We start from the raw sequence: 18,854 nt of genomic DNA on the forward strand, positions 1-18,854 counted from the left end.
ATCATGGGAGAGGAGCCCTCGATGCCGTCCGAGCGTCAAGCGGCCGAGGAGACGCCGCTGAGCCCGGCGGTTCTGAACGGCCTGCGGCTCGACGAACTGCTGCACGAGGTCCAGGAGCGCCTGTCGGAGATCGTCAAGACCCGCGACCGGCTCCAGGGCCTGCTCGACGCGGTCCTGGCCGTGGCGACCGGCCTCGAACTCGACTCGACGCTGCAGCGGATCGTTCAGGCCGCCGTTGAGCTGGTCGACGCACGCTACGGCGCACTCGGCGTTCTCGGTGACGAAGAAGGGCTGTCCCAGTTCGTCCACGAGGGCATCGACCCGGAAACCCGTTCGAAGATGGGCCATCTGCCGGAGGGCCGAGGCCTGCTGGGGCTGTTGATCGAAGAACCTCACCCCGTCCGGCTGCCTGACTTGTCGGCGCATCCGGCGTCCGTGGGGTTCCCGGCGAACCATCCGCCGATGCACAGTTTCCTCGGTGTCCCGGTCCGTGTCCGCGACGAGGTGTTCGGCAACCTGTACATGACCGAGAAGGTGGGAGCGGCCGAGTTCACCGCCGATGACGAAGTCGTCCTGCAAGCATTGGCCGCCGCGGCGGGAGTCGCGATCGACAACGCCCGCCTGTTCGAGCGGTCCCGCACTCGGGAACGGTGGCTGGAAGCGGTCGCCGAGGTCAACGGGGAACTGCTCGGCGGCGCCTCCGTCACGGACACGCTGAACCTGATCGTGACTCGGGTCTGTGAACTTTCCGCAGCCCACGGCGTGATGATCCTGTTGGCGGACGGCGACGGAAACCTCCTCACGGTGAGCGTCGCCGCAGGCGAGGCGGCGAACCGGCTGGTCGGGGTGTCCGTGACGAACGGGCACCCGGTGTTCGACGAGGTGGTCGCCTCCGGGCAACCGAGCCTCACGGCGGACCTGGGCGGCGTGAACCTGTCGGAAGGCGAACCGGTGTTCGATGGGTTCGGGTCGACGGTCGTGGTTCCTCTGAACAGCGCCGCGGGTGTCGGTGGGATTCTCGTCGCCGGGCGGGAGAAGGGTGCGCCGCTCTATCGGCAGGACCAGATCCCGATGCTGTCCTCGTTCGCCGACCAGGCCGCGGTCGCGCTCGAGTTCGCCGAGAAACAGCGCACGCAACGGTTGCTGGACGTCCTGGCGGATCGGGACCGGATCGGCCAGGACCTGCACGATCACGTGATCCAGCGGATGTTCGCCACGGGAATGAGCCTGCAGAGCATCGTGCCGCGGGTGCCCGACGAATTCGCCCGCAACCGGGTGACCCAGGCGGTGGAACAGCTGGACCGGACCGTCCGGGAGATCAGGACGTCGATCTTCGACCTGCACACGTCCGGTTCGGACGCGTCCAAGAGCCTGCGCCGCCGCCTGCTCGACACGATCACCGAGCTGACCACCGAGGGCACCGTAACGCCGTCGGTCCGCATCGCCGGCGCCGTCGACACTCTTGTGCCCTCGGATCTGCACGAACACGCGGAAGCGGTGGTCCAGGAGGCACTCAGCAACGCCATCCGGCACTCGGGCGCCGACGAGATCACGGTGGCGGTGGAGGCCGATCGCGAGCTGGTCATCGAAGTGACCGACAACGGCATCGGCATCCCGGAGAAGGGGCGGCGCAGCGGTCTGGAGAATCTCGCACAGCGGGCGCAGCGCTGTGGCGGCACCGCGCAGTTCACCCGGCGCGACGGAGGCGGGACCCGGCTGGTCTGGCAGGCCCCCTTACCGTGACTCCGCGTCCTTGTCGCCGAACATCGGCGGGACGGCGTCGCGTTTGAGCTCGGTCGCCATGACCGCGGCCTGGGTCCGGCGCTGGATGCCGAGTTTGGCGAGGATCCGGGAGACGTAGTTCTTCACCGTCTTCTCCGCCAGGAACATCCGCTCGCCGATCTCGCGGTTGGTGAGGCCTTCGCCGATCAGCTCGAAGACGGTGCGTTCCTGTTCGGACAACCCGGCCGTCGGGTCGTTCTGGTTGCGCTCGCGCCGGATCCGGTTCATCAAGGCGGCCGTGGTGCGGCTGTCGAGCAGCGACCCGCCACCGGCGATGGTGCGGATCGCCGACACCAGGTCGTTCCCGAGGACCTGCTTGAGCACGAAACCCGAAGCGCCCGCCATGATCGCGGTGAACAGCGCTTCGTCGTCGGCGTAGGACGTCAGCATCAGGCAGCGCAGGTCGGTCTGTGTGGACAGCAGTTCGCGGCAGAGTTCGATGCCGGTCCCGTCGGGCAGGCGCACGTCCAGCACGGCGATGTCCGGGGCGCTTTGCGGGATACGGGCCAGCGCCTCCGAGACCGACGCGGCTTCCCCCGCGATCTCGATGTCGGCCTCGTTGCCGAGTAGATCCGCCAGACCCCGCCGGACGATCTCGTGGTCGTCGACGAGGAACACCTTCGTCGTCATTCGGAGTCCTTCCACCGCAGGGGCCTGGCCGCGAAATCGACCGTACTCGGGTGATCGGCGGAAAACATCCGCCTGTACGGCCCCACGAACCGGGACCTTAGGCCCTATCGGGGGTTCGTCCGGGTATTTGGTCCCGGCGATCGATGCCGTCCGTACCTGCGCGCCCGCCCCGGTTCCGACGCACTGTGGAACCAGAGAGCCGACCAAGGGGAACGAGGAATCATGGCTGAGCGGTGGACCAAGGCGGAGGTCGAAGTGCTGGCGAGAACGCTGCTGCGGGCACCGTCGGTGCACAACATCCAGCCGTGGCGGCTGGACTTCGACGGCGACCGGCTCCTGCTGCGTGAGCGGCGAGACCTGGCCTTGCCGGAGCACGATCCGGCCGGCCGGGACAGGCTCATGTCGTGCGGCGCCGCCCTCGCCAACCTCGAGCTCGCCGTGCGGGTGCTCGGCTACGACAGCAGGACCGAGGCGTTTCCCGAAGACGGCGGCGCGGATGTCGTGGCCGTGATCGAGGCGGGAGAACGTTCAGCTCCCTCGGACGTCGAGCTGCACCGGTACTCGGCGATCGCGCGGCGCGCCAGCTACCGTCGTCGTTTCTCGGGACGGCCGGTGTCGCGCCCCGAGATCAGCGATCTGATGGCCGCGGCGGCCGAGAACGGGGTCGCGGCGCGGCCGGTTCAGGACGAGCTGGAGTTGTCGCAGCTGGCGGATCTGCTGGAGTTCGCCGCGGAGGCGTACCAGCACGACCACGCCTACCAGCGCGAGCTGGCCCTGTGGACGATCCGCGACGAGGGGGCCCACCGTTACGGCGTCGGCTTGGCCGCGAGCCTGAGCCCGCCGGGGACCCTGCCCTGGGCGGGGCTGGTCAGGGCCTCCACCGCGATACCCGATCGTCGCGTCCTGCAGCGGCGTCTGACCGAGGAGACCCTGCTCGTGTTCCTCACCCTCGACGACAGCAAGCACGATCACCTGCAGGCAGGGCGAGCCCTCCAGTGCACGTGGCTCGACGCCGTCGACGCCGGTCTCGCCGGATCGGTCCTGACACAGCCGCTTCATCTGCCCGAGGTGCGCTCCGCCTTGTGTGAAGACCTGGAACTCGCCGGTTTCCCCCAGGCCATCATGCGGTTCGGGTATCCCGACGGTCCGATGCCGCTCAGTCCGCGCCGCGCACTCGACGAAGTCCTCGGCTCCGACCTCCAGATGAGAATGGAGTCATCGTGACGGTGGCCCTGACCTTCCACGGCGGTGCCGGGACGGTGACCGGAAGTAAATACCTGGTCGAAACGGCGGACTCCCGGATCCTGGTGGACTGCGGTCTGTTCCAGGGACTCACCGCGTTGCGGCGCCGTAACTGGGCACCGCTGCCACCCGCGTTCGCCGAACTCGACGCGGTGGTGATCACCCACGCGCACCTGGACCACTGCGGATATCTCCCGGTGCTGGTGCGAGCGGGCTGGCGTGGCCCGGTGTACGCGACTCCCGGTACGGCGGAGCTCGTACCGATCGTCCTGGAGGACAGCGCGCACCTGATGACCGAGGACGCGGCGCACGCCAACAAGTACGGCTGGTCGAAGCATCATCCGGCTCTGCCGCTGTACGACGCCGGTGACGCGAAGAAGGCGATCGGCCTGCTGGAGAAACTCGACTTCGAGACCGAAACCGAGATCGCGGCCGGGGTGACACTCGACTTCGGCCGGGCGGGGCACATTCTCGGCTCGTCGTGGGCTCACCTGAGATCGAACGCGCGGGACCTCGTCTTCAGCGGTGACCTCGGCCGGCCCGTGCACAGCCTGCTTCGGCCACCGTCACCAAGACCTCCCTGCGACGCGCTGGTCATGGAGTCGACCTACGGTGCCCGTCTCCACCACGACGAAGGCGCGATGGACCGCTTCGGCGAGGTGATCCGCCGGACGGCCCGGCGCGGCGGCAGCGTGCTGATCCCGGCGTTCGCGGTCGACCGGACCGAGGTCGTCCTGGCCGCACTGGCGAAGCTGAGGAGTTCGCACGCGATTCCCGATCTGCCGGTGTACGTCGACAGCCCGATGGCTCTGGCCGCGCTCAAGGTGTATCGCGACGCGCTCCGCTCGAAGTGGCCGGAGATCCGGCCCGAGGCGGCCGGACACGATCCCCTCACGCCGCGTTCGCTCACCGAATTGCGGACGGTGGAGGAATCCATGCGGGTCAACGCTCCTCGGATGCCGTCGATCATCATCTCGGCGTCCGGCATGGCGACCGGAGGCCGGGTCCTGCACCATCTCGAACACATGCTGCCCGACCATCGGCATACCGTCCTCATCGTCGGCTATGCCGCGGCCGGCACCCGCGCCAGGCAGCTCGCGTCCGGCGCGCGGCAGATCAAGATCCATGGCCGCTATGTCACCGTCCGCGCCGACATCGCCCAGCTGGACGCCTTCAGCGCTCACGCCGACGCCGACGAACTGGTCGCGTGGGCCACGGCCGGTCCCCAGCCGGGAAGCACGTATCTCGTCCATGGCGAGCCCGAGGCCGCAGAGTCGGTCGCCGAGCGGCTTCGCAACGAATACGACTGGCAGGCCGTCGTTCCTCGTGAGCACGAACGGGTACTCGTCTGATTCGTCGGGAAGGGCTGTCACGGCGTTTCGACGGAGTGACCGGCCGGGTCCATCGGCCGCCTTCCCCAGGTGAAGTAGGCGATGGGGCCGGCGAAGTCGATCGCAATGATGAGCGCCCACCTTCGTTTGGAACCGCGGATCTCGGCGGCGGGACGCACCGCGAGGTCGGACCACGCGACGGCGTTCATGGCCTGCTCTTTCAGCTTGGAGGTCGTTCCAGCGTCGCCCACGGTTTCGCGTCGAGCGAGGGGCGTAGGCCCCTCTGAGGCGGACTGTTCGGCCTCAGCGGGGGCCGGGCGACGCCGCGGCGCTGGGCAAGGCGATCTCCGAGGCGGACAGGGAAACGTTGTACCGCAGGTTCTGTGGCGCGCCGTCGAGGGTGACGCCCCGCCTACTGGCGTACCTGACCAAACTCGACTTCGAGCGCCGCTACGCGCTCGTCGCCCGCGACGACACCGGAGAAGGGGTGGCGATCGCAAGATACGAGGCGACACGGGAGGAAGGTGTCGCCGAGATCGCCGTGGTGGTCCTGCCCGGATGGCGGCGCGTCGGATTGGCGTCGGCCCTCGTCCACATGCTCGGCGAAGCCGCGCTGAGACACGGGTTCGACCGGTTCACGGCGACCTATCTCGCGGACAACCGGCCGGTCGCGGAACTTCTCGAAGAGGCGGGCGCGCGGCAGGTGATCGCGTCGGGAATCGCGAACGCCTCCGTGAGTCTCACCCTTGAGGCTCCCTATGAATCGGGGGAGGGCTGAAGGTCCCGCCTGCCGGTTACCAACGGCGCTCGCCGCGTACCGCGGTTCTTCCTAACGTTCGAGGCAACATCGGATACCTGACGGGGTGAGCTGAAATGCCGGAACATTCGGGAAACGTGGTGGTCGTCGGAGTCGACGGATCGACATCGGCCACGATGGCGGTGCGTTGGGCGGCGGCGCAGGCCCAGCGTCGTCACGCGGAACTCAGGCTGGTCCACGCGATCGATGACGAGTCCCTCAGCTACCCGCGAGCGATGCCGACCAGGGAGAACCTGGCGGAGATGATCAGGATGAGCGGGCACCGCATCCTTCGACAGGCACGCGATGTCGCCAAAGAGGTCGCGACGTCGGTCCAAATCTCTCTGGTCCTGCGGCATGAGAAGCCCTTGCAGGCGTTGGAATCGATGTCCGAGGACGCGAGCCTCCTCGTCCTGGGGACCGAGGGGATCCGCCCGCTCGGCAGGCTCCTGGTCGGATCCGTGTCCATCGCGCTCGCGGCCCGTGCCGCCTGTCCGGTCGCGCTGGTACGTCCGCATGTCGCGGAGGAGGCGCCTCCCGAGCTCGGGCCTGTCGTGGTCGGTGTCGACGGTTCGCCGTCGAGCGAGGCGGCTTTGGCGCTGGCTTTCGAGGAGGCTTCCTGGCGTAAGGCGACGTTGGTCGCTCTCCATTGCTGGGACGACGCGTTCCTGTCCGCGATCTTCGAGGAGACGCAGTGGACCCTCGACCGGTCCGACGTCGAGGAGCAGGAGCGCGAGGTGCTTTCGGAACGGCTCGCGGGCTGGCGTGAGAAGTACCCGGACGTCCGCGTCGAGCGGGTCGTCGTCCGGGGCCGTCCGGCGGACGAACTGTTGAAGTACGGCGATCGTGCGCAGCTGCTCGTCGTCGGGAGCCGGGGGCGCGGCGGGGTGGCCGGGATGCTGCTGGGGTCGACCAGTCAGGCGGTTATGTCGTACGCGCTGTGCCCGGTGGTCGTGGCTCGTCCGGCGGACGAGGGGAATCGGTGACCGGCGCGGCCATGACGAGAAGTACGGAGGGACTCACCTCGGAGGAGGCCGCGGCCGCGTTGCTGCGTGATGGGCGGAACGTCCTGCCTCCGCCGAAACGACGGCTTCCGCTGGTCGCGCTCGCCGCGCAGATGATCCACTTCTTCGCGATCATGCTGTGGGCCGCCGCCGGACTGGCGTTGCTGGCGGGTATGCCGGCGCTCGCCATCGCGATCGCCGTGGTCGTCGTGTTCAACGGTGCCTTCTCGTTCGCCCAGGAATACCGCGCGGACCGGGCGGCCGAGCGGTTGCGTGATCTGCTTCCGGTGCGGGCGACCGTGCGCAGGGACGGGCACGCCGTCGTGGTGGACGCCGCCGAGCTGGTCGTGGGGGACGTGGTCCTGGTCGAAGCCGGCGATCGGGTGTGCGCGGACGCCGAACTCGCCGAATGCGGCAGGCTGTCGGTGGACGAGTCGATGCTCACCGGGGAAAGCCGTCCCGTCCGGCCGGAGCCCGGAGGCCGGGTGTACGCCGGAACCTATGTGACCGAAGGCCACGCGGTGGCGACGGTGACCGCGACCGGTGCCCGCTCCCGGCTGGCCGGGATATCCGCCGTCACCGCGAGCGCGGTCCGGCCGACAAGTCCGCTGGCCGTGCAGCTGCACCGGGTCGTCCGGCTCGTGGCTTTGATCGCGGTGGCGGTCGGTTGCGTGTTCTTCGCCGTGGCCTTGGGATTGGGACGGGCGGGGACGGAGAGTTTCCTGTTCGCGATCGGTGTGACGGTCGCGCTGGTCCCGGAGGGCCTGCTGCCGACCGTCACTCTTTCGCTGGCGCGTGCCGCGCAGAAGATGGCCAAGCGTAACGCGCTGGTGCGACGGCTCGAGGCGGTGGAGACGCTGGGAGCCACGACGTTCATCTGCACCGACAAGACCGGGACGCTCACCCGCAACGAGATGTCGGTCGTGCGGGTGTGGACTCCGGCGGGAACGGTCGAAGTCCGTGGTGAGGGTTACGATCCGGCGGGGGAGCTGATCGGCGATCCGGAGGCGGTGCGCGCGACGGCGGTCCTTGCGGACTCGGCGGCCCGCTGTTCGCCGGACGCTCACGCGCTCGAACGCTCTGGCAGGTGGCAGCCGGTCGGTGATCCGATGGAAGTGGCGTTGCACGTGCTCGCCTCTCGCGCGGGTGTGGCGCACGCGCCTTCGCCGACCGAGAGGAACCCGTTCGACCCCCGCAGGCGACGGTCGTCCGTCGTGGACCCGGAGGGCCTGCATGTGTCGGGCGCGCCGGACACGATCTTGCCCCTGTGCGTGGACGTTTCGCCGGATGCGCAGGAGGCGATCGATTCGTTGAGCCGGTCCGGCCTTCGCGTGCTCGGCATCGCACGGCGCATCTTGCCGTCCACAATGGATGGAGAACGGGGCCTCGACCTGCTCGGCCTCGTGGGCCTGCAGGATCCACCGCGCGCGGACGTCGGCGAGGCGATCGTCTCCTGCCGTCGCGCAGGAATCCGGCTGGCGATGATCACCGGCGACCATCCCGGGACGGCCCGCGCCATCGCCGCCGAGGTCGGACTGCTGGGACCGGAAAAGCTCGTTCTGGAGGGAAAAGACCTGCCGGTCGACGACGAGGAACTCGGCAGGGTGCTCGACGTCCTCGCCGTCGTCGTCGCGCGCGTCGCGCCGGAAGAGAAGCTCCGGATCGCGAAGGCGCTGCAGGCCCGAGGACATGTCGTCGCGATGACCGGGGACGGCGTCAACGACGGCCCCGCGCTCCGCACCGCGGACATCGGCGTCGCGATGGGCGCATCCGGCAGTGACGTCGCGCGCGAGGCGGCGGACCTCGTTCTCCTGGACGATCATTTCGGCACCATCGTGTCCGCCGTCGAGCTCGGACGTGCCACCTTCGTCAACATCCGGCGGTTCCTGACCTATCACTTGACCGACAACGTTGCCGAGCTCACGCCGTTCGTCGTCTGGGCGCTCGCCGGCGGCCAGATCCCGCTGGCGATCACCGTGCTGCAGGTACTCGCGCTCGACATCGGCACCGATCTGCTGCCCGCGGTCGCACTCGGCGCGGAGCCTCCGAACCGGCGCACCATGGAAGGCCCGGCCCGGGGTGGGTCACTGATCGACGGAAGGTTGGCACGCCGCGCTTTCGGGATTCTCGGTCCGGCCGAGGCGCTGGCCTCGATGTCGGCCTTCCTCATCGTGCTGCTGGCCGGAGGATGGTGGTTCGGCGAAACCGCGGACACGGGGTTGCTCGCGGTGGCTTCGGGTACGGCGTTTTCGGCGATCGTGCTCGGGCAGCTTGCGAACGCGTTCGCCTGTCGAAGCGAGTCGCGCTGGGTCGGCCGGATCGGGCTCGGGGGCAACCCGCTCCTGTGGTTCGCGATCCTGTTCGAGCTCGCGATGCTCGCCGTGTTCCTGCTGATGCCGCCGTTGCCGGAGCTACTGGGTGGCACGGTACCCGGACCGCTCGGCTGGACACTCGCCATCGCGACCGTGCCGGTGGTCCTGCTCGCCGACACGCTGCACAAAGTGGCCCGAGCCCGCCGCCGGTGAGCGTCGGTGGTCGTGAGTGGCGATTCGGGTTCTATTGAGGGGTAAGGCAAACGTGTCGTGTCTCGGGCGAGAAGGTCAGACCCGGATCTCGCGTGTTCAGACTCCTCACCCCTGGGTGCGGCATCCAGGCACGCGAGTCAAGCCATGTACTTCACGGCCGGCCGCCGAGGCCACAACCGTCCCACTGTCACCAGGGATTTGACTTTCCCCTCAATAACCCGAATCGTCACTCACGACCACCGGATGCCGTCGTTTCAGCTCAGACCCATCAGGGCCGGGATTCGCGGGCGAGGCGGAGCAGGGCCTCGAGGTCGTGCTCGATGGCCTTGGCGAAGAAGCCGGATTCCGGCGAACTGGCGAAGTCCAGTGTTACTCCGAAGGTCACCTTGTCCTGATAGGACAGTATGGCGACCCCGGACCTCAGCCGCATCGCGATCGGCACGTACGGATACAGTTCCAGCACCTCGCGACCGAGCAGGTGCAGTGGTTCCGCTGGCCCTGGAACATTGGTGGTGACGGTGACGACGTTGTGCTGAGGAAGTCCCGCGGCCAGGCGAATCGCCCAGGCGATCGGCGCGAAAGGCGTGTGTTCGCCCGCTTCGGTCAGTGCGGCGCCCGCCTCCGCTTCCTTGGTGGCTTTCAGGTCGGCGAGCCGCCGATGGACCGCGAGCAGCCTGCCCGCGGGATCCGGTATATCGACGGGGAGCAGCGGCAACATCAGCGAAACCCGGTTGTCCAGAGTCTCCAGGTCGCCGCGAACGGAGACGGGAACGAGGGTGCGCACCGAGTCCGGCAGTGGCTTTTCTCCCCGGCGCAGCAACACGTCGCGGAACGCGCTGGTGATCGAGGCGAGCACCACGTCGTTCATGGTCACGTCGAACGCGGCACGGATCTCGCCGATCTCGGCCAGGGAGGTGCGAGCCACCTCGTAGCGCCGTCCGGGTCCGATCGGACCCGACAACGAAGACTTGGCGGTGGGAATGAGGGCCGCGGCGAGCGCGGTCAGTCCCTCGGCCGTGTCGGCCATCAGGCGGGCTGTACGGTTCGGAGACAGCACCAGTCCACCGACGCTGCGGAGCAGGTCCACGGGAAGCGAGACGAGTCCGCGTGCCGCGTCCAGCAACAAGGCCGCCGTGCCGGGGTCCCGCTCCGGTTCCGTAGCAGTCTTCGCCGGGGTCTCTGCCGAGAACATCAGTTGCAGCAGCGCGTTCCCCGCGACACCGTCGGCGAGACAGTGGTGCAGTTTCGACAGCACGGCCCAGCGACCACCGGCGAGTCCTTCGATGACCCAGAACTCCCACAGCGGATGGTCGCGGTCGAGGCGTTCGGCCATCAGGAGCGCCACGAGTTCGCAGAGCGCGTTCTCGTCGCCCGGTACCGGGACCGAGACCCGGTGAAAATGTCTCGAGGCGTCGAACCGGTCGTCGTCGACCCACACCGGTGGGCCGAGGTCGAGGGGGACCCGGTGCACCTTTTGCCGATAGCGGGGGACCAGCGGCGACTTCGAGGTGATCAGCTCGGCGAAATCCCCCTTTGGCGGCACCGGCCCTTCGAGTATCGCGACCGAAGCTATCGAGAGGGTGGCGTCGGAATCGCCGTCCTCGAGTTCGAGGAAGGCGGCGTCCAGCGGACTCAGTCTGTCCATGGTGGACTCCTAAGGCGTACCGGAGAATCAGGTTCTGAGCGCGGCGCGGCGCGCTTCGAATTCGTCCTTGTCGATCTCCCCACGAGCGAACCTTTCGTTGAGGATCCGGATGGCCTGGTCGTGGCTCTCCGACGGCCGCGCGGAGCGGCGCAGGAGGAGCACCGACACGGTGATGAGCCCGCCGACGAGCACGAGCACGGTGATGAGCATCAGCAGCATGCCGATCCAGCCGCCGTCCGCGTAGTGCGAGTACCGCATATCCGCTCCTCTGATCGTTCAGTGACTTTGGTAGCGCACCGTCTCGGTGATGGGTTTTCCCAGTTCCCCCATGACTTCCGCCAGACTCCGGCGAGGGGTGGCCGGCAGGGGATCCGCGTTGACCGGTGCCCAGCCCGTCCGGAGCACCATCTGAGGGAACGTCCCACCGGTGATGAGGTCGCGGACCTTCTCGCGGGTACCGGCGAGCTCCAGCGGTTCGGTGAGCGGAGACGTCGCGAGGCCCAGGCTGGTCGCGGTGAGCAGGACAGCGCTCGTCGCTTCACCCGCGCGGAGCCTGGACATCGGATCGTCTGACGCGGTGCTCAGCACGATCAGGACGGTTTCGTCGTTCTCGCCGGTCGCGCCTTCGGTCTGGGGGAGCCGGGGCTCGGCGAACGCGCGCGCGGGCAGGGCGCCGGGGGTGTCGTCCTGTGCGGGCGCGTTCGCCGAGGGGACACCGTCCGGAGAGACGTGACGTCCGCTCCAGGCGGCGAGTTCGGTGCGGTAGACCGGGTCCTCGGAATGCAGCCGGGCGGCTTCCTTGATGGCGCCGGCGAGGTGGTAGCGGGCAGAGTCGAGGGCTGGGCGCAGGATGGCGCCTTCGTCGGCGGCGCGGCGGGTCAGGGCGTCGATGTGCCCTTGGGGGACGCCCCAGGAGCTGTGCCTGCGCCTGTCGGTCCGGCGGCGGGGGATGGCCGCGGCCAGCTCGATGTCGTCCAGCGTCGGCTGATGGCGGTGAAGTTCGATGGCCGCGAGGTGGTCCGGCTCCGCGGGATTGGGCAGGCGGTGCACCTCGGCACGCCAGCCCAAGGCGGCGAAGCCGACCCGGAGGTGGTGCAGTGCCGCGCCGCAGCTGAGCATCAGGTCCCGGCCGTCGGGGTCGGTGCCGCCGAGCTGCCGGCTGCGATCGGCGTAGAGGTGGACCGTGCGGTCCCCGGTTCGCCATTGCCAGGGCTGGGAATTGTGCACCGAAGGCGCGCGGACGGCCAGCGCCACCGCGGATTCGACGGTGAAGTCGTCGGGAAGGCCGTGGTCCATCGGAAAACCTGCCTCTGAGAAGGGGAAAGGGGGCGAGGTTCATGGTTCTCGGTCCGGCGGGGCGAGGGCAGGGTCGGAGGGCCCGGCTCGGCGGGCCGTTCGTTTCTGTTCCCACCGGCGCACGGGGCGGAGAGTCGACGGGTCCGCTCCCTGCAAGGAGGCGTCGTCATGAGTTCGTCCGTCCGCGTCGAGACAACGCTCGATCCCGGCCTGTCCCGGTGGCTCTGGCTGGTGAAATGGCTGCTCGCGATTCCGCATTACCTCGTGCTCGCGGTGCTGTGGCTCGCGTTCGTCCCGCTGACGATGGTGGCGTTCTTCGCCATCCTGTTCACCGGGCGATATCCGCGGTCGATCTTCGAGTTCACCGTCGGGGTTTTCCGCTGGGCGTGGCGAGTGCACTACTACGCCTACGCCGCGCTGGGCACCGACCGCTATCCACCCTTCACCCTCGCCGACGACCCGTCCTATCCAGCCAGGCTCGAAATCGACTACCCGGAACGCTTGTCGCGCGGATCGGTGCTGGTGAAATGGTGGCTGCTGGCGATTCCGCACTACCTCATCCTCGGCGTCTTCGCGGGCGGAGGACTGTGGCTCGGCTGGGGCCCGTCCGACGACCGGTTCAGCTGGGGAGCGGGCGGCTTGATCGGGACCCTGGTGCTCATCGCCGCGATCATCCTGCTGTTCACCGGGAAGTACCCGAAGCCCTTGTACGACTTCGTGATCGGGATGGACCGCTGGGTCATCCGGGTCGGCGCCTACGCCGCGCTGATGACCGACGAGTACCCGCCGTTCCGGCTGGACATGGGGGAACCGAACCGGGACAAACCGCGACTTCGCCGGAGAAACGGCCCTCGAGCCAGTCCGGTGCGCAGTGGTCGCCGGGCCGGATCGTTTCGGTCGTGGCCGGTGTGGCACTGGGTGCCATTTCGCTGGGACTGCTCACCGGCGGGATCACCTTGCTCTGGGTGGACCAGGGCGAACGATCCGACGACGGCTACCTGTCCGCCTCGTCGACCTACAGCACGGGGACCTACGCGCTGACAAGCGAGAGAGTGCACTTCGCCGGCACTCCCGACGACGTGCTGCTCGCCGAGCGAGCGCTGGGCGACATTCGCATCCGGGTCACCGATCTGGGCTCGGAGAACCCGGTCTTCGTCGGTATCGCGCCGTCATCCGCGGTCGAGCGCTACCTGGAGGGAACCGAGTACGCGACCATCACCGACCTCGCTTCGGGCGCGGTGGCCGTTCACCAGGGTCCGGGTGTCCCGATGCTCCCGGAGAACGCGGATGTCTGGACGGTCTCGTCGATCGGGGTGGGAATCCGCACGGTCGCGTGGCCGGATCAGGCGGGTGACTGGACGGTCGTGGTGATGAACGCCGACGGGTCGCCGGGGGTGGACGTGCGGGCGGAGGCCGGCGTGACCGCTCCCACGCTCGGCTGGCTCGCGTGGGTCTTCCTGACCGCAGGCGTCGTGCTGCTCGACGACGCCGTCCTGCTGGTCGCGATCCCCGTCTCCCGCGCCTCCCGTGAGCCGGCCGATACACGGCAAAGGGCGTCCTGATGCGCACCCTGGTGATCTTCGAGTCGATGTTCGGGAACACGGAAACCGTGGCGACGGCGATCGGAAAGGGACTGTCGGCGCACACGGAGGTCGACGTCGTCAACGTGGACGAGGCACCCCGTGCTTGGGACGGTATCGACCTGCTGGTCGTCGGCGGGCCGACACACGCATTGGGGATGACCCGGCCGTCGACCCGGAAGTCCGCGCTCGAGCAGGCCGGACACGGCGTGCGATCGGCCACCGGCCTGCGCGAATGGCTCGGGTCGTGCGGTACTGCTCGAGCGCGGATACCGGTGGCCGTCTTCGATACGAGGATGGCCAAACCACGCTGGCTCACCGGTTCCGCCGCCCGCGGCGCGGAGAAGGTCCTGCGGCGGCATGGAGGTGTCCCGCTCGTGCCGTCCGAGAGCTTCTTCGTGGACGTGGGCAAGGAGGCCACTCTGCTTCGCGAAGGAGAGCAGGAGCGGGCGGAAGCCTGGGGAGCCGGGCTCGGCCGCCTGCTCACCGCGAAGGCGGGCGGCTGAGCGTCACGGATGGCTCAACACCCACGCGGCGATGACGAGCCCGCCGGAATCGGTCGTGAAACGCACCAGAGCGGGAGCGAGAACACCTGACCTGCGGACCGGATGGAGTGTGACCGTCGTCGGCCACGCGAACCTGATGACGGACGTCACCGAGCTCGTGGACGTGTCCGGAACATGGCTGGAGACATAGGTCGACGGCCGCCGCGACCATTTCATCCGGATCGAGGTGGAGAAGGTGACCGGACGACGTCTGCGCACGCCGGTGACCACCACCGCCTGACCGGATGCTCAGTGGAGCGCGACAGTGAGCAGGACAGCGCTGTCGAGGAACGCCGTCAGGCTGTGCCGCTCGGGTGGGATGGCGGTCAGCTGACCGCGGTCGAGGAGCCGGTCGTGGTCGTGGGTGCTCAGTCGAACGCTTCCGGTGATGACGTGCAGTGTGGCGGCCGGCGGCGAGTCGTGCTCCGCCAGTTCGGCGCCCTCGGCCAGCGCGATGAGGGTGACGCGTTGGGAGTTGCCTGCCACCAGGGTCCTGGCGGCACGTCGTGAGTGGTGTTCGCGGGCCTGCTGGATCAGCTCGGCGGCCAGGTCGCCGACGTCCGCGACCTCGGGACGGCCGCTCATCGCTGTTCCTGTTCGTTCAGTGTCATGGTGTTTCTCCTTCTCCTGCGAAGCGGCCCATCCTGGAACGAAACGTGGATCGGCCGCTGAACCTGTGTCAGGGTGATTCGTGCTCGAACGATCCGGTCGTTCGCCGCGATCGGATGGCCGAACCCGCGACGCCGGACAGCGTGATCGTGATGGCGAGCCCGATGGCCAGGTTGATGATCGCGGTCGCGAGCCGTGCGTCCAGTGCGGCACCCAGGCTGAGCGGGATCACGACGGCGATCGCGGTGAACAGGACCATGATCCAGCCGAAGAACGTCCGGGGCTTCGGTGCCGTGAGCAGAAGAAGATGCAGCAGAGCGGTCGCTGCGAGCGCGATGGCCGCCGACGCGAGGGAGTAGGTGAGGCTGCTCGCGCCACCCCACGCACCTTCGCGGCTGGGCGCCAGTACGGCGACTTTGACCAGGCCTCGCGCGATCAGGATCCCGACGATCGCGGTCAGGGCGGCGGTCACCGCCGTCGCGGCCCCGCCCGCCCACAGCCGTGCTCCGTTGACAGCGGGTCGATCCTTGTCCTCGAAGTCGTTGTCCATGGTGAAACCTTGCTCGGCGGCTCCGTCGTGCAGAAGGGGCAGAGGAACCCCGATGGCGGGACCAACGGCCTGCGTACCGAGTCGCGGCCGCGATCCAGCCCACCCCGAGCCCCTCAACGACCGTGTCGGGAAAGCCACTTTTGCGACATCAGACGTCCCCGAAGAGGCTTTCACGGCACAGAGCCAGGTCTGGGGACAAGCCACGTCCGAAACGCGCCGGTGGCCGACCGCTTGCGCCTTGCTTGCGGGTGTGATGACGGTGTCCCGCAGCATCGCGGCGGGCGAGTCGAGGGCCCGGTGTTGCCGGTGCTCGATGAAACGGCAGGCGGCGTCGACTTTCGGGCCCATCGAACCGGCAGGGAAATCGTGGGAGCGCAGCTCTGTCGGTGTGGTGTGGTGGATCGGGGTGATGCGTCCATTGTAGACACGTACGTCGGAGTGCCGGGTCAGCTCTTCGACGGTGGCCTGATCGTGACCGCGGTATTCGATCCCGTCGTACATGCGGCCCAGCACGCGAGCGGTGTCACGGGCGGATTCCTCGTGTCCCAGGTGATGGTCCGGTAGGAGACTGGCAAATCGGTTCGTGCATTCGGCGAGGTGAACGCCCCTAGTATGGAAAGGCTCCGTGCGCCGGGACCTACGGTCGTCGGCGTGACACCGCTTTGCGCAGTTCTTCGGCCCATAGGACGGAGGACGCGATCGCGGTGGCGACGAGCCAGTCGAGGGCGGTCAAGGCGGTCGTGTCGAACAGGGATTGCGCGGCGGGCAGGTACACGGCGCAGATCTGCAGGGCGAGCACCGCACCCAGCGCGGCCCAGAGCCGCCTGTTACGGAACAAGAGCCTGCCGAACGCCGAGGCGCGTTCGTCCCGGACGTTGAGAATGTTGAACAGCTGGAACACCACGAAAGTGACGAAGGCGAGGGTGTGCGCCACTTCGATGCCGCGGTCCAGGCCGTGGGCGAACGCGTAGAGGGTCCCGGCCACCATCACGAGTCCGGACAGCAGGATCCGCGTCAGGCGTCCCGCGCTGAGGATCTGCGCTCCCGGGCGTCGTGGCGGCTCCTCCATGACGGATCGCCGCGGTGGTTCCAGGCCGAGCGCCAATGCCGGGGGGCCGTCGGCGATCACGTTGACCCACAACAACATCAGCGGTGTCAGGACGCTGGTTCCGGTGCTGAACAGCAGGGAGCCGAGCACCATGGTGAGGATCGCGGCGACGTTGGTGCCGACCTGGAAGCGGACGAACTTGACGATGTTGTCGTAGATGGTGCGGCCGGCGCGGACGGCCCGGACGATGGTCGCGAAATTGTCGTCGGTGAGGATCATCGCGGCGGCTTCCTTGGACACGTCGGAGCCGGTGATCCCCATGGCCACACCGATGTGGGCGGCTTTGAGCGCCGGTGCGTCGTTCACGCCGTCACCGGTCATGGCGACGACATCACCTCGCCGCTTGAGCGTGTCGACGATGCGGATCTTGTGTTCCGGCGCCACCCGCGCGAACACGCCGGTGGTGGTCACGGCCTGTTCGAGGGCACGGTCATCGAGCCGATCGATGTCCAGCCCCGACATGCCATCGCCCTCGATGCCGACCGCACGGGCGACGGAGGTCGCGGTGGCCAGATGGTCACCGGTGATCATCTTGACGTCGATTCCGGCGGCATGGCACTCGGCGACCGCGGTGCGGGCTTCCGGCCGCGGTGGGTCGAGCAGGCCGATCAGTCCGATCAGGACCAGTCGCCGCGGCAGCGTGGGCGTCCCGGCGTCCGTGTCGCCGTGTGCGACGGCCAGGACGCGTTGACCTCGTCCGGCGAGGTGATCGAGTTCGGCGAGCACCCGGCGGCGTTTGTCGTCGTCGAGCGGGACATCGCCGTGGTCGCGGCGCACATGGGTGGCCAGACGGAGTAGGACGTCCGCCGCGCCCTTCACGTGCGCACGGATCGCGGGCCCGTGACGGTGGAACGTCGCCATGTACTTCAGGGCGGAGTCGAAGGGGATCTCGGAAACTCGGGGATCGGAGCCGCGCAGCGCCGCGACGTCCAGCCCCGCTTTGCCCGCCAACGTCACCAGCGCGCCCTCGGTCGGATCGCCGACGAGAGCGGCGTCCTGGACCACCGCGTCGTTGCACAGCGCCGCGGTGGTCAGCAGCTCACCGAGATCGGGGACTTCGCCGCCGTCTTCGGCGGTGATCGAGCCTTCGAAGCCGTAGCCTTCACCCGACACCAGGTAGCGGCGACCGGCGTACCACAGCGACCGCGCGGTCATCTGGTTCAGCGTGAGCGTGCCGGTCTTGTCGGTACAGATGACCGTCGTCGCGCCCAGGGTTTCCACCGCGGGGAGCCGTTTGACGATCGCGCGCTGACGCGCCATCCGCCGCATTCCCAGCGCCAGTGTCACCGTGACGACCGCGGGCAGCCCCTCCGGGATGGCGGCGACACCGAGCGCGACGGCCAGTGTGATCACCTCACCGATGCCGCCGCCGGCGGCGAATTGCAGTACCGCCACGACCAGGACCGCCACGCCGGCGAGGTAGGCCAGGCGGACGCCGAGCTTGTCCAGTTGCCGCTGCAACGGCGTCCGTGTCGAATCGGTGCGCTCCAGCAGCCCGGCGACCTTGCCGATCTCCGTGCGCATGCCGGTGCTCGTGACCAGCAGTTCGCCACGGCCCCTCGTGACGATGCTCGTCATATGGGCCATGGACGTCCGATCGGGCAGCGCCACCTCGCCCTGCCGCGGCGTCGCGGATTTGGACACCGGCGCGGACTCGCCGGTCAAACCGGATTCATCGGCCTCCAGGTTCACCGTCGACAGCACCCGGCCGTCCGCGGGCACCCGGTCACCGGCTTCCACCAGGACGACGTCACCCGGCACGAGCTCGGCCGCGGGCACCTCGGTCACCCTGCCGTCGCGGCGGACCCGGGCCGACGGGCTGAGCAGGCTCTTCAGTGCGGCGACCGCGCGATCCGCCCGCCGTTCCTGCACGAAACCCAGGACGCCGTTCAGGCCGAGGACCAGCCCGATGACGAGCGCTTCCCGAAACGACCGCTCCACCACGCCCGCCAACGCGGCCGCCACCACGAGCACGAGGTTCAGCGGACTGGCCACCTGCGCCACCAGCACCCGCCACCACGGCCTGGACGCCGCCTCGGCGAGCCGGTTGGGCCCGGCCACCTCGAGCCGGTCGCTCGCATCCGAGGAATCCAGACCTCGCCCCGGATCGACGTCGAGGCGAGACGCCAGCTCTCCGGCCTCCGAACACCAGGGACCGGAGACCTCCAGTTGCTGGCTGTCGGCTCGTGTAGCTCCGTTCACCGGCACGGC

The 18,854-nt window shown here is 68.6% G+C and carries 15 protein-coding genes and 2 pseudogenes; 8 read left to right on the plus strand and 9 right to left on the minus strand.

The window, feature by feature from the left end; genetic code table 11:
- Positions 1–21: 21 nt before the first annotated feature.
- On the plus strand, positions 22–1,743 hold the full coding sequence (locus DMH03_RS28725) for a GAF domain-containing protein (RefSeq protein ID WP_125795099.1): 1,722 nt from the start codon (positions 22–24) through the stop codon (positions 1,741–1,743).
- On the opposite strand, the gene DMH03_RS28730 is transcribed toward DMH03_RS28725, so the two are convergent.
- Positions 1,735–2,412, minus strand: a complete 678-nt coding sequence (locus DMH03_RS28730; protein WP_125795100.1) for a response regulator transcription factor — start codon at positions 2,410–2,412, stop codon at positions 1,735–1,737. The genes DMH03_RS28725 and DMH03_RS28730 overlap by 9 nt on opposite strands.
- A gap of 222 nt (positions 2,413–2,634) precedes the next feature.
- On the opposite strand from DMH03_RS28730, the gene DMH03_RS28735 reads away from it, so the two are divergent.
- Together DMH03_RS28735 and DMH03_RS28740 are read left to right on the plus strand one after the other, a co-directional pair.
- Positions 2,635–3,636: a nitroreductase family protein gene (locus DMH03_RS28735; protein ID WP_125795101.1), complete on the plus strand. Its 1,002-nt coding sequence runs from the start codon at positions 2,635–2,637 to the stop codon at positions 3,634–3,636.
- Positions 3,633–5,006, plus strand: a complete 1,374-nt coding sequence (locus tag DMH03_RS28740; RefSeq protein WP_125795102.1) for an MBL fold metallo-hydrolase RNA specificity domain-containing protein — start codon at positions 3,633–3,635, stop codon at positions 5,004–5,006. The genes DMH03_RS28735 and DMH03_RS28740 overlap by 4 nt, the downstream gene beginning before the upstream one ends.
- A 17-nt stretch (positions 5,007–5,023) precedes the next feature.
- On the opposite strand, the gene DMH03_RS28745 is transcribed toward DMH03_RS28740, so the two are convergent.
- A complete protein-coding gene (locus tag DMH03_RS28745; protein WP_125795103.1) occupies positions 5,024–5,236 on the minus strand; it encodes a hypothetical protein in 213 nt (70 codons plus the stop codon).
- Positions 5,237–5,385: 149 nt separating this feature from the next.
- Between DMH03_RS28745 and DMH03_RS28750 the strand changes: the two genes are divergently transcribed.
- The 3 genes from DMH03_RS28750 to DMH03_RS28760 all read left to right on the plus strand — a co-directional run bounded on the left by DMH03_RS28750 (position 5,386) and on the right by DMH03_RS28760 (position 9,310).
- Complete coding sequence (locus DMH03_RS28750) at positions 5,386–5,763, plus strand: GNAT family N-acetyltransferase (protein ID WP_233611694.1); 378 nt, start codon at positions 5,386–5,388, stop codon at positions 5,761–5,763.
- 95 nt (positions 5,764–5,858) lie between these two features.
- Positions 5,859–6,767 (plus strand): universal stress protein, encoded by a 909-nt coding sequence (locus tag DMH03_RS28755; protein WP_125795104.1) that lies wholly within the window; start codon positions 5,859–5,861, stop codon positions 6,765–6,767.
- 11 nt (positions 6,768–6,778) lie between these two features.
- Complete coding sequence (locus DMH03_RS28760; protein WP_125795105.1) at positions 6,779–9,310, plus strand: cation-transporting P-type ATPase; 2,532 nt, start codon at positions 6,779–6,781, stop codon at positions 9,308–9,310.
- A gap of 268 nt (positions 9,311–9,578) precedes the next feature.
- On the opposite strand, the gene DMH03_RS28765 is transcribed toward DMH03_RS28760, so the two are convergent.
- The 3 genes from DMH03_RS28765 to DMH03_RS28775 are packed head-to-tail and all read right to left on the minus strand — an operon-like array spanning position 9,579 to position 12,251.
- On the minus strand, positions 9,579–10,955 hold the full coding sequence (locus tag DMH03_RS28765) for a wax ester/triacylglycerol synthase family O-acyltransferase (protein ID WP_125795106.1): 1,377 nt from the start codon (positions 10,953–10,955) through the stop codon (positions 9,579–9,581).
- A gap of 27 nt (positions 10,956–10,982) precedes the next feature.
- Positions 10,983–11,213 carry an SHOCT domain-containing protein gene (locus tag DMH03_RS28770; RefSeq protein WP_125795107.1) on the minus strand — a complete coding sequence of 77 codons (231 nt, stop codon included), beginning with the start codon at positions 11,211–11,213 and terminating at the stop codon, positions 10,983–10,985.
- A gap of 18 nt (positions 11,214–11,231) precedes the next feature.
- Positions 11,232–12,251 carry an NAD(P)H nitroreductase gene (locus DMH03_RS28775; protein WP_125795108.1) on the minus strand — a complete coding sequence of 340 codons (1,020 nt, stop codon included), beginning with the start codon at positions 12,249–12,251 and terminating at the stop codon, positions 11,232–11,234.
- 168 nt (positions 12,252–12,419) lie between these two features.
- On the opposite strand from DMH03_RS28775, the pseudogene DMH03_RS28780 reads away from it, so the two are divergent.
- A pseudogene (locus DMH03_RS28780) lies at positions 12,420–13,813 on the plus strand (DUF4389 domain-containing protein).
- Positions 13,813–14,337, plus strand: coding sequence for a flavodoxin family protein (locus tag DMH03_RS28785; protein ID WP_125795109.1), 525 nt, complete (start codon positions 13,813–13,815; stop codon positions 14,335–14,337). Before DMH03_RS28780 ends, DMH03_RS28785 begins: the two are co-directional and overlap by 1 nt.
- A 288-nt stretch (positions 14,338–14,625) precedes the next feature.
- Here DMH03_RS28785 and DMH03_RS28800 read toward each other — a convergent pair whose 3' ends face one another.
- The 4 genes and pseudogenes from DMH03_RS28800 to DMH03_RS28815 all read right to left on the minus strand — a co-directional run bounded on the left by DMH03_RS28800 (position 14,626) and on the right by DMH03_RS28815 (position 18,845).
- Complete coding sequence (locus DMH03_RS28800; RefSeq protein WP_125795110.1) at positions 14,626–14,961, minus strand: hypothetical protein; 336 nt, start codon at positions 14,959–14,961, stop codon at positions 14,626–14,628.
- A gap of 94 nt (positions 14,962–15,055) precedes the next feature.
- Positions 15,056–15,535 (minus strand): DUF6069 family protein, encoded by a 480-nt coding sequence (locus tag DMH03_RS42425; RefSeq protein ID WP_125795111.1) that lies wholly within the window; start codon positions 15,533–15,535, stop codon positions 15,056–15,058.
- A gap of 390 nt (positions 15,536–15,925) precedes the next feature.
- Positions 15,926–16,084: pseudogene (locus DMH03_RS42430) on the minus strand (ornithine carbamoyltransferase subunit F); the annotation flags it as partial.
- 88 nt (positions 16,085–16,172) lie between these two features.
- On the minus strand, positions 16,173–18,845 hold the full coding sequence (locus DMH03_RS28815) for a cation-transporting P-type ATPase (RefSeq protein ID WP_233611695.1): 2,673 nt from the start codon (positions 18,843–18,845) through the stop codon (positions 16,173–16,175).
- Positions 18,846–18,854: the final 9 nt, after the last annotated feature.

This window comes from Amycolatopsis sp. WAC 01376, assembly GCF_003947415.1.
In the GTDB taxonomy this organism is placed as follows: domain Bacteria; phylum Actinomycetota; class Actinomycetes; order Mycobacteriales; family Pseudonocardiaceae; genus Amycolatopsis.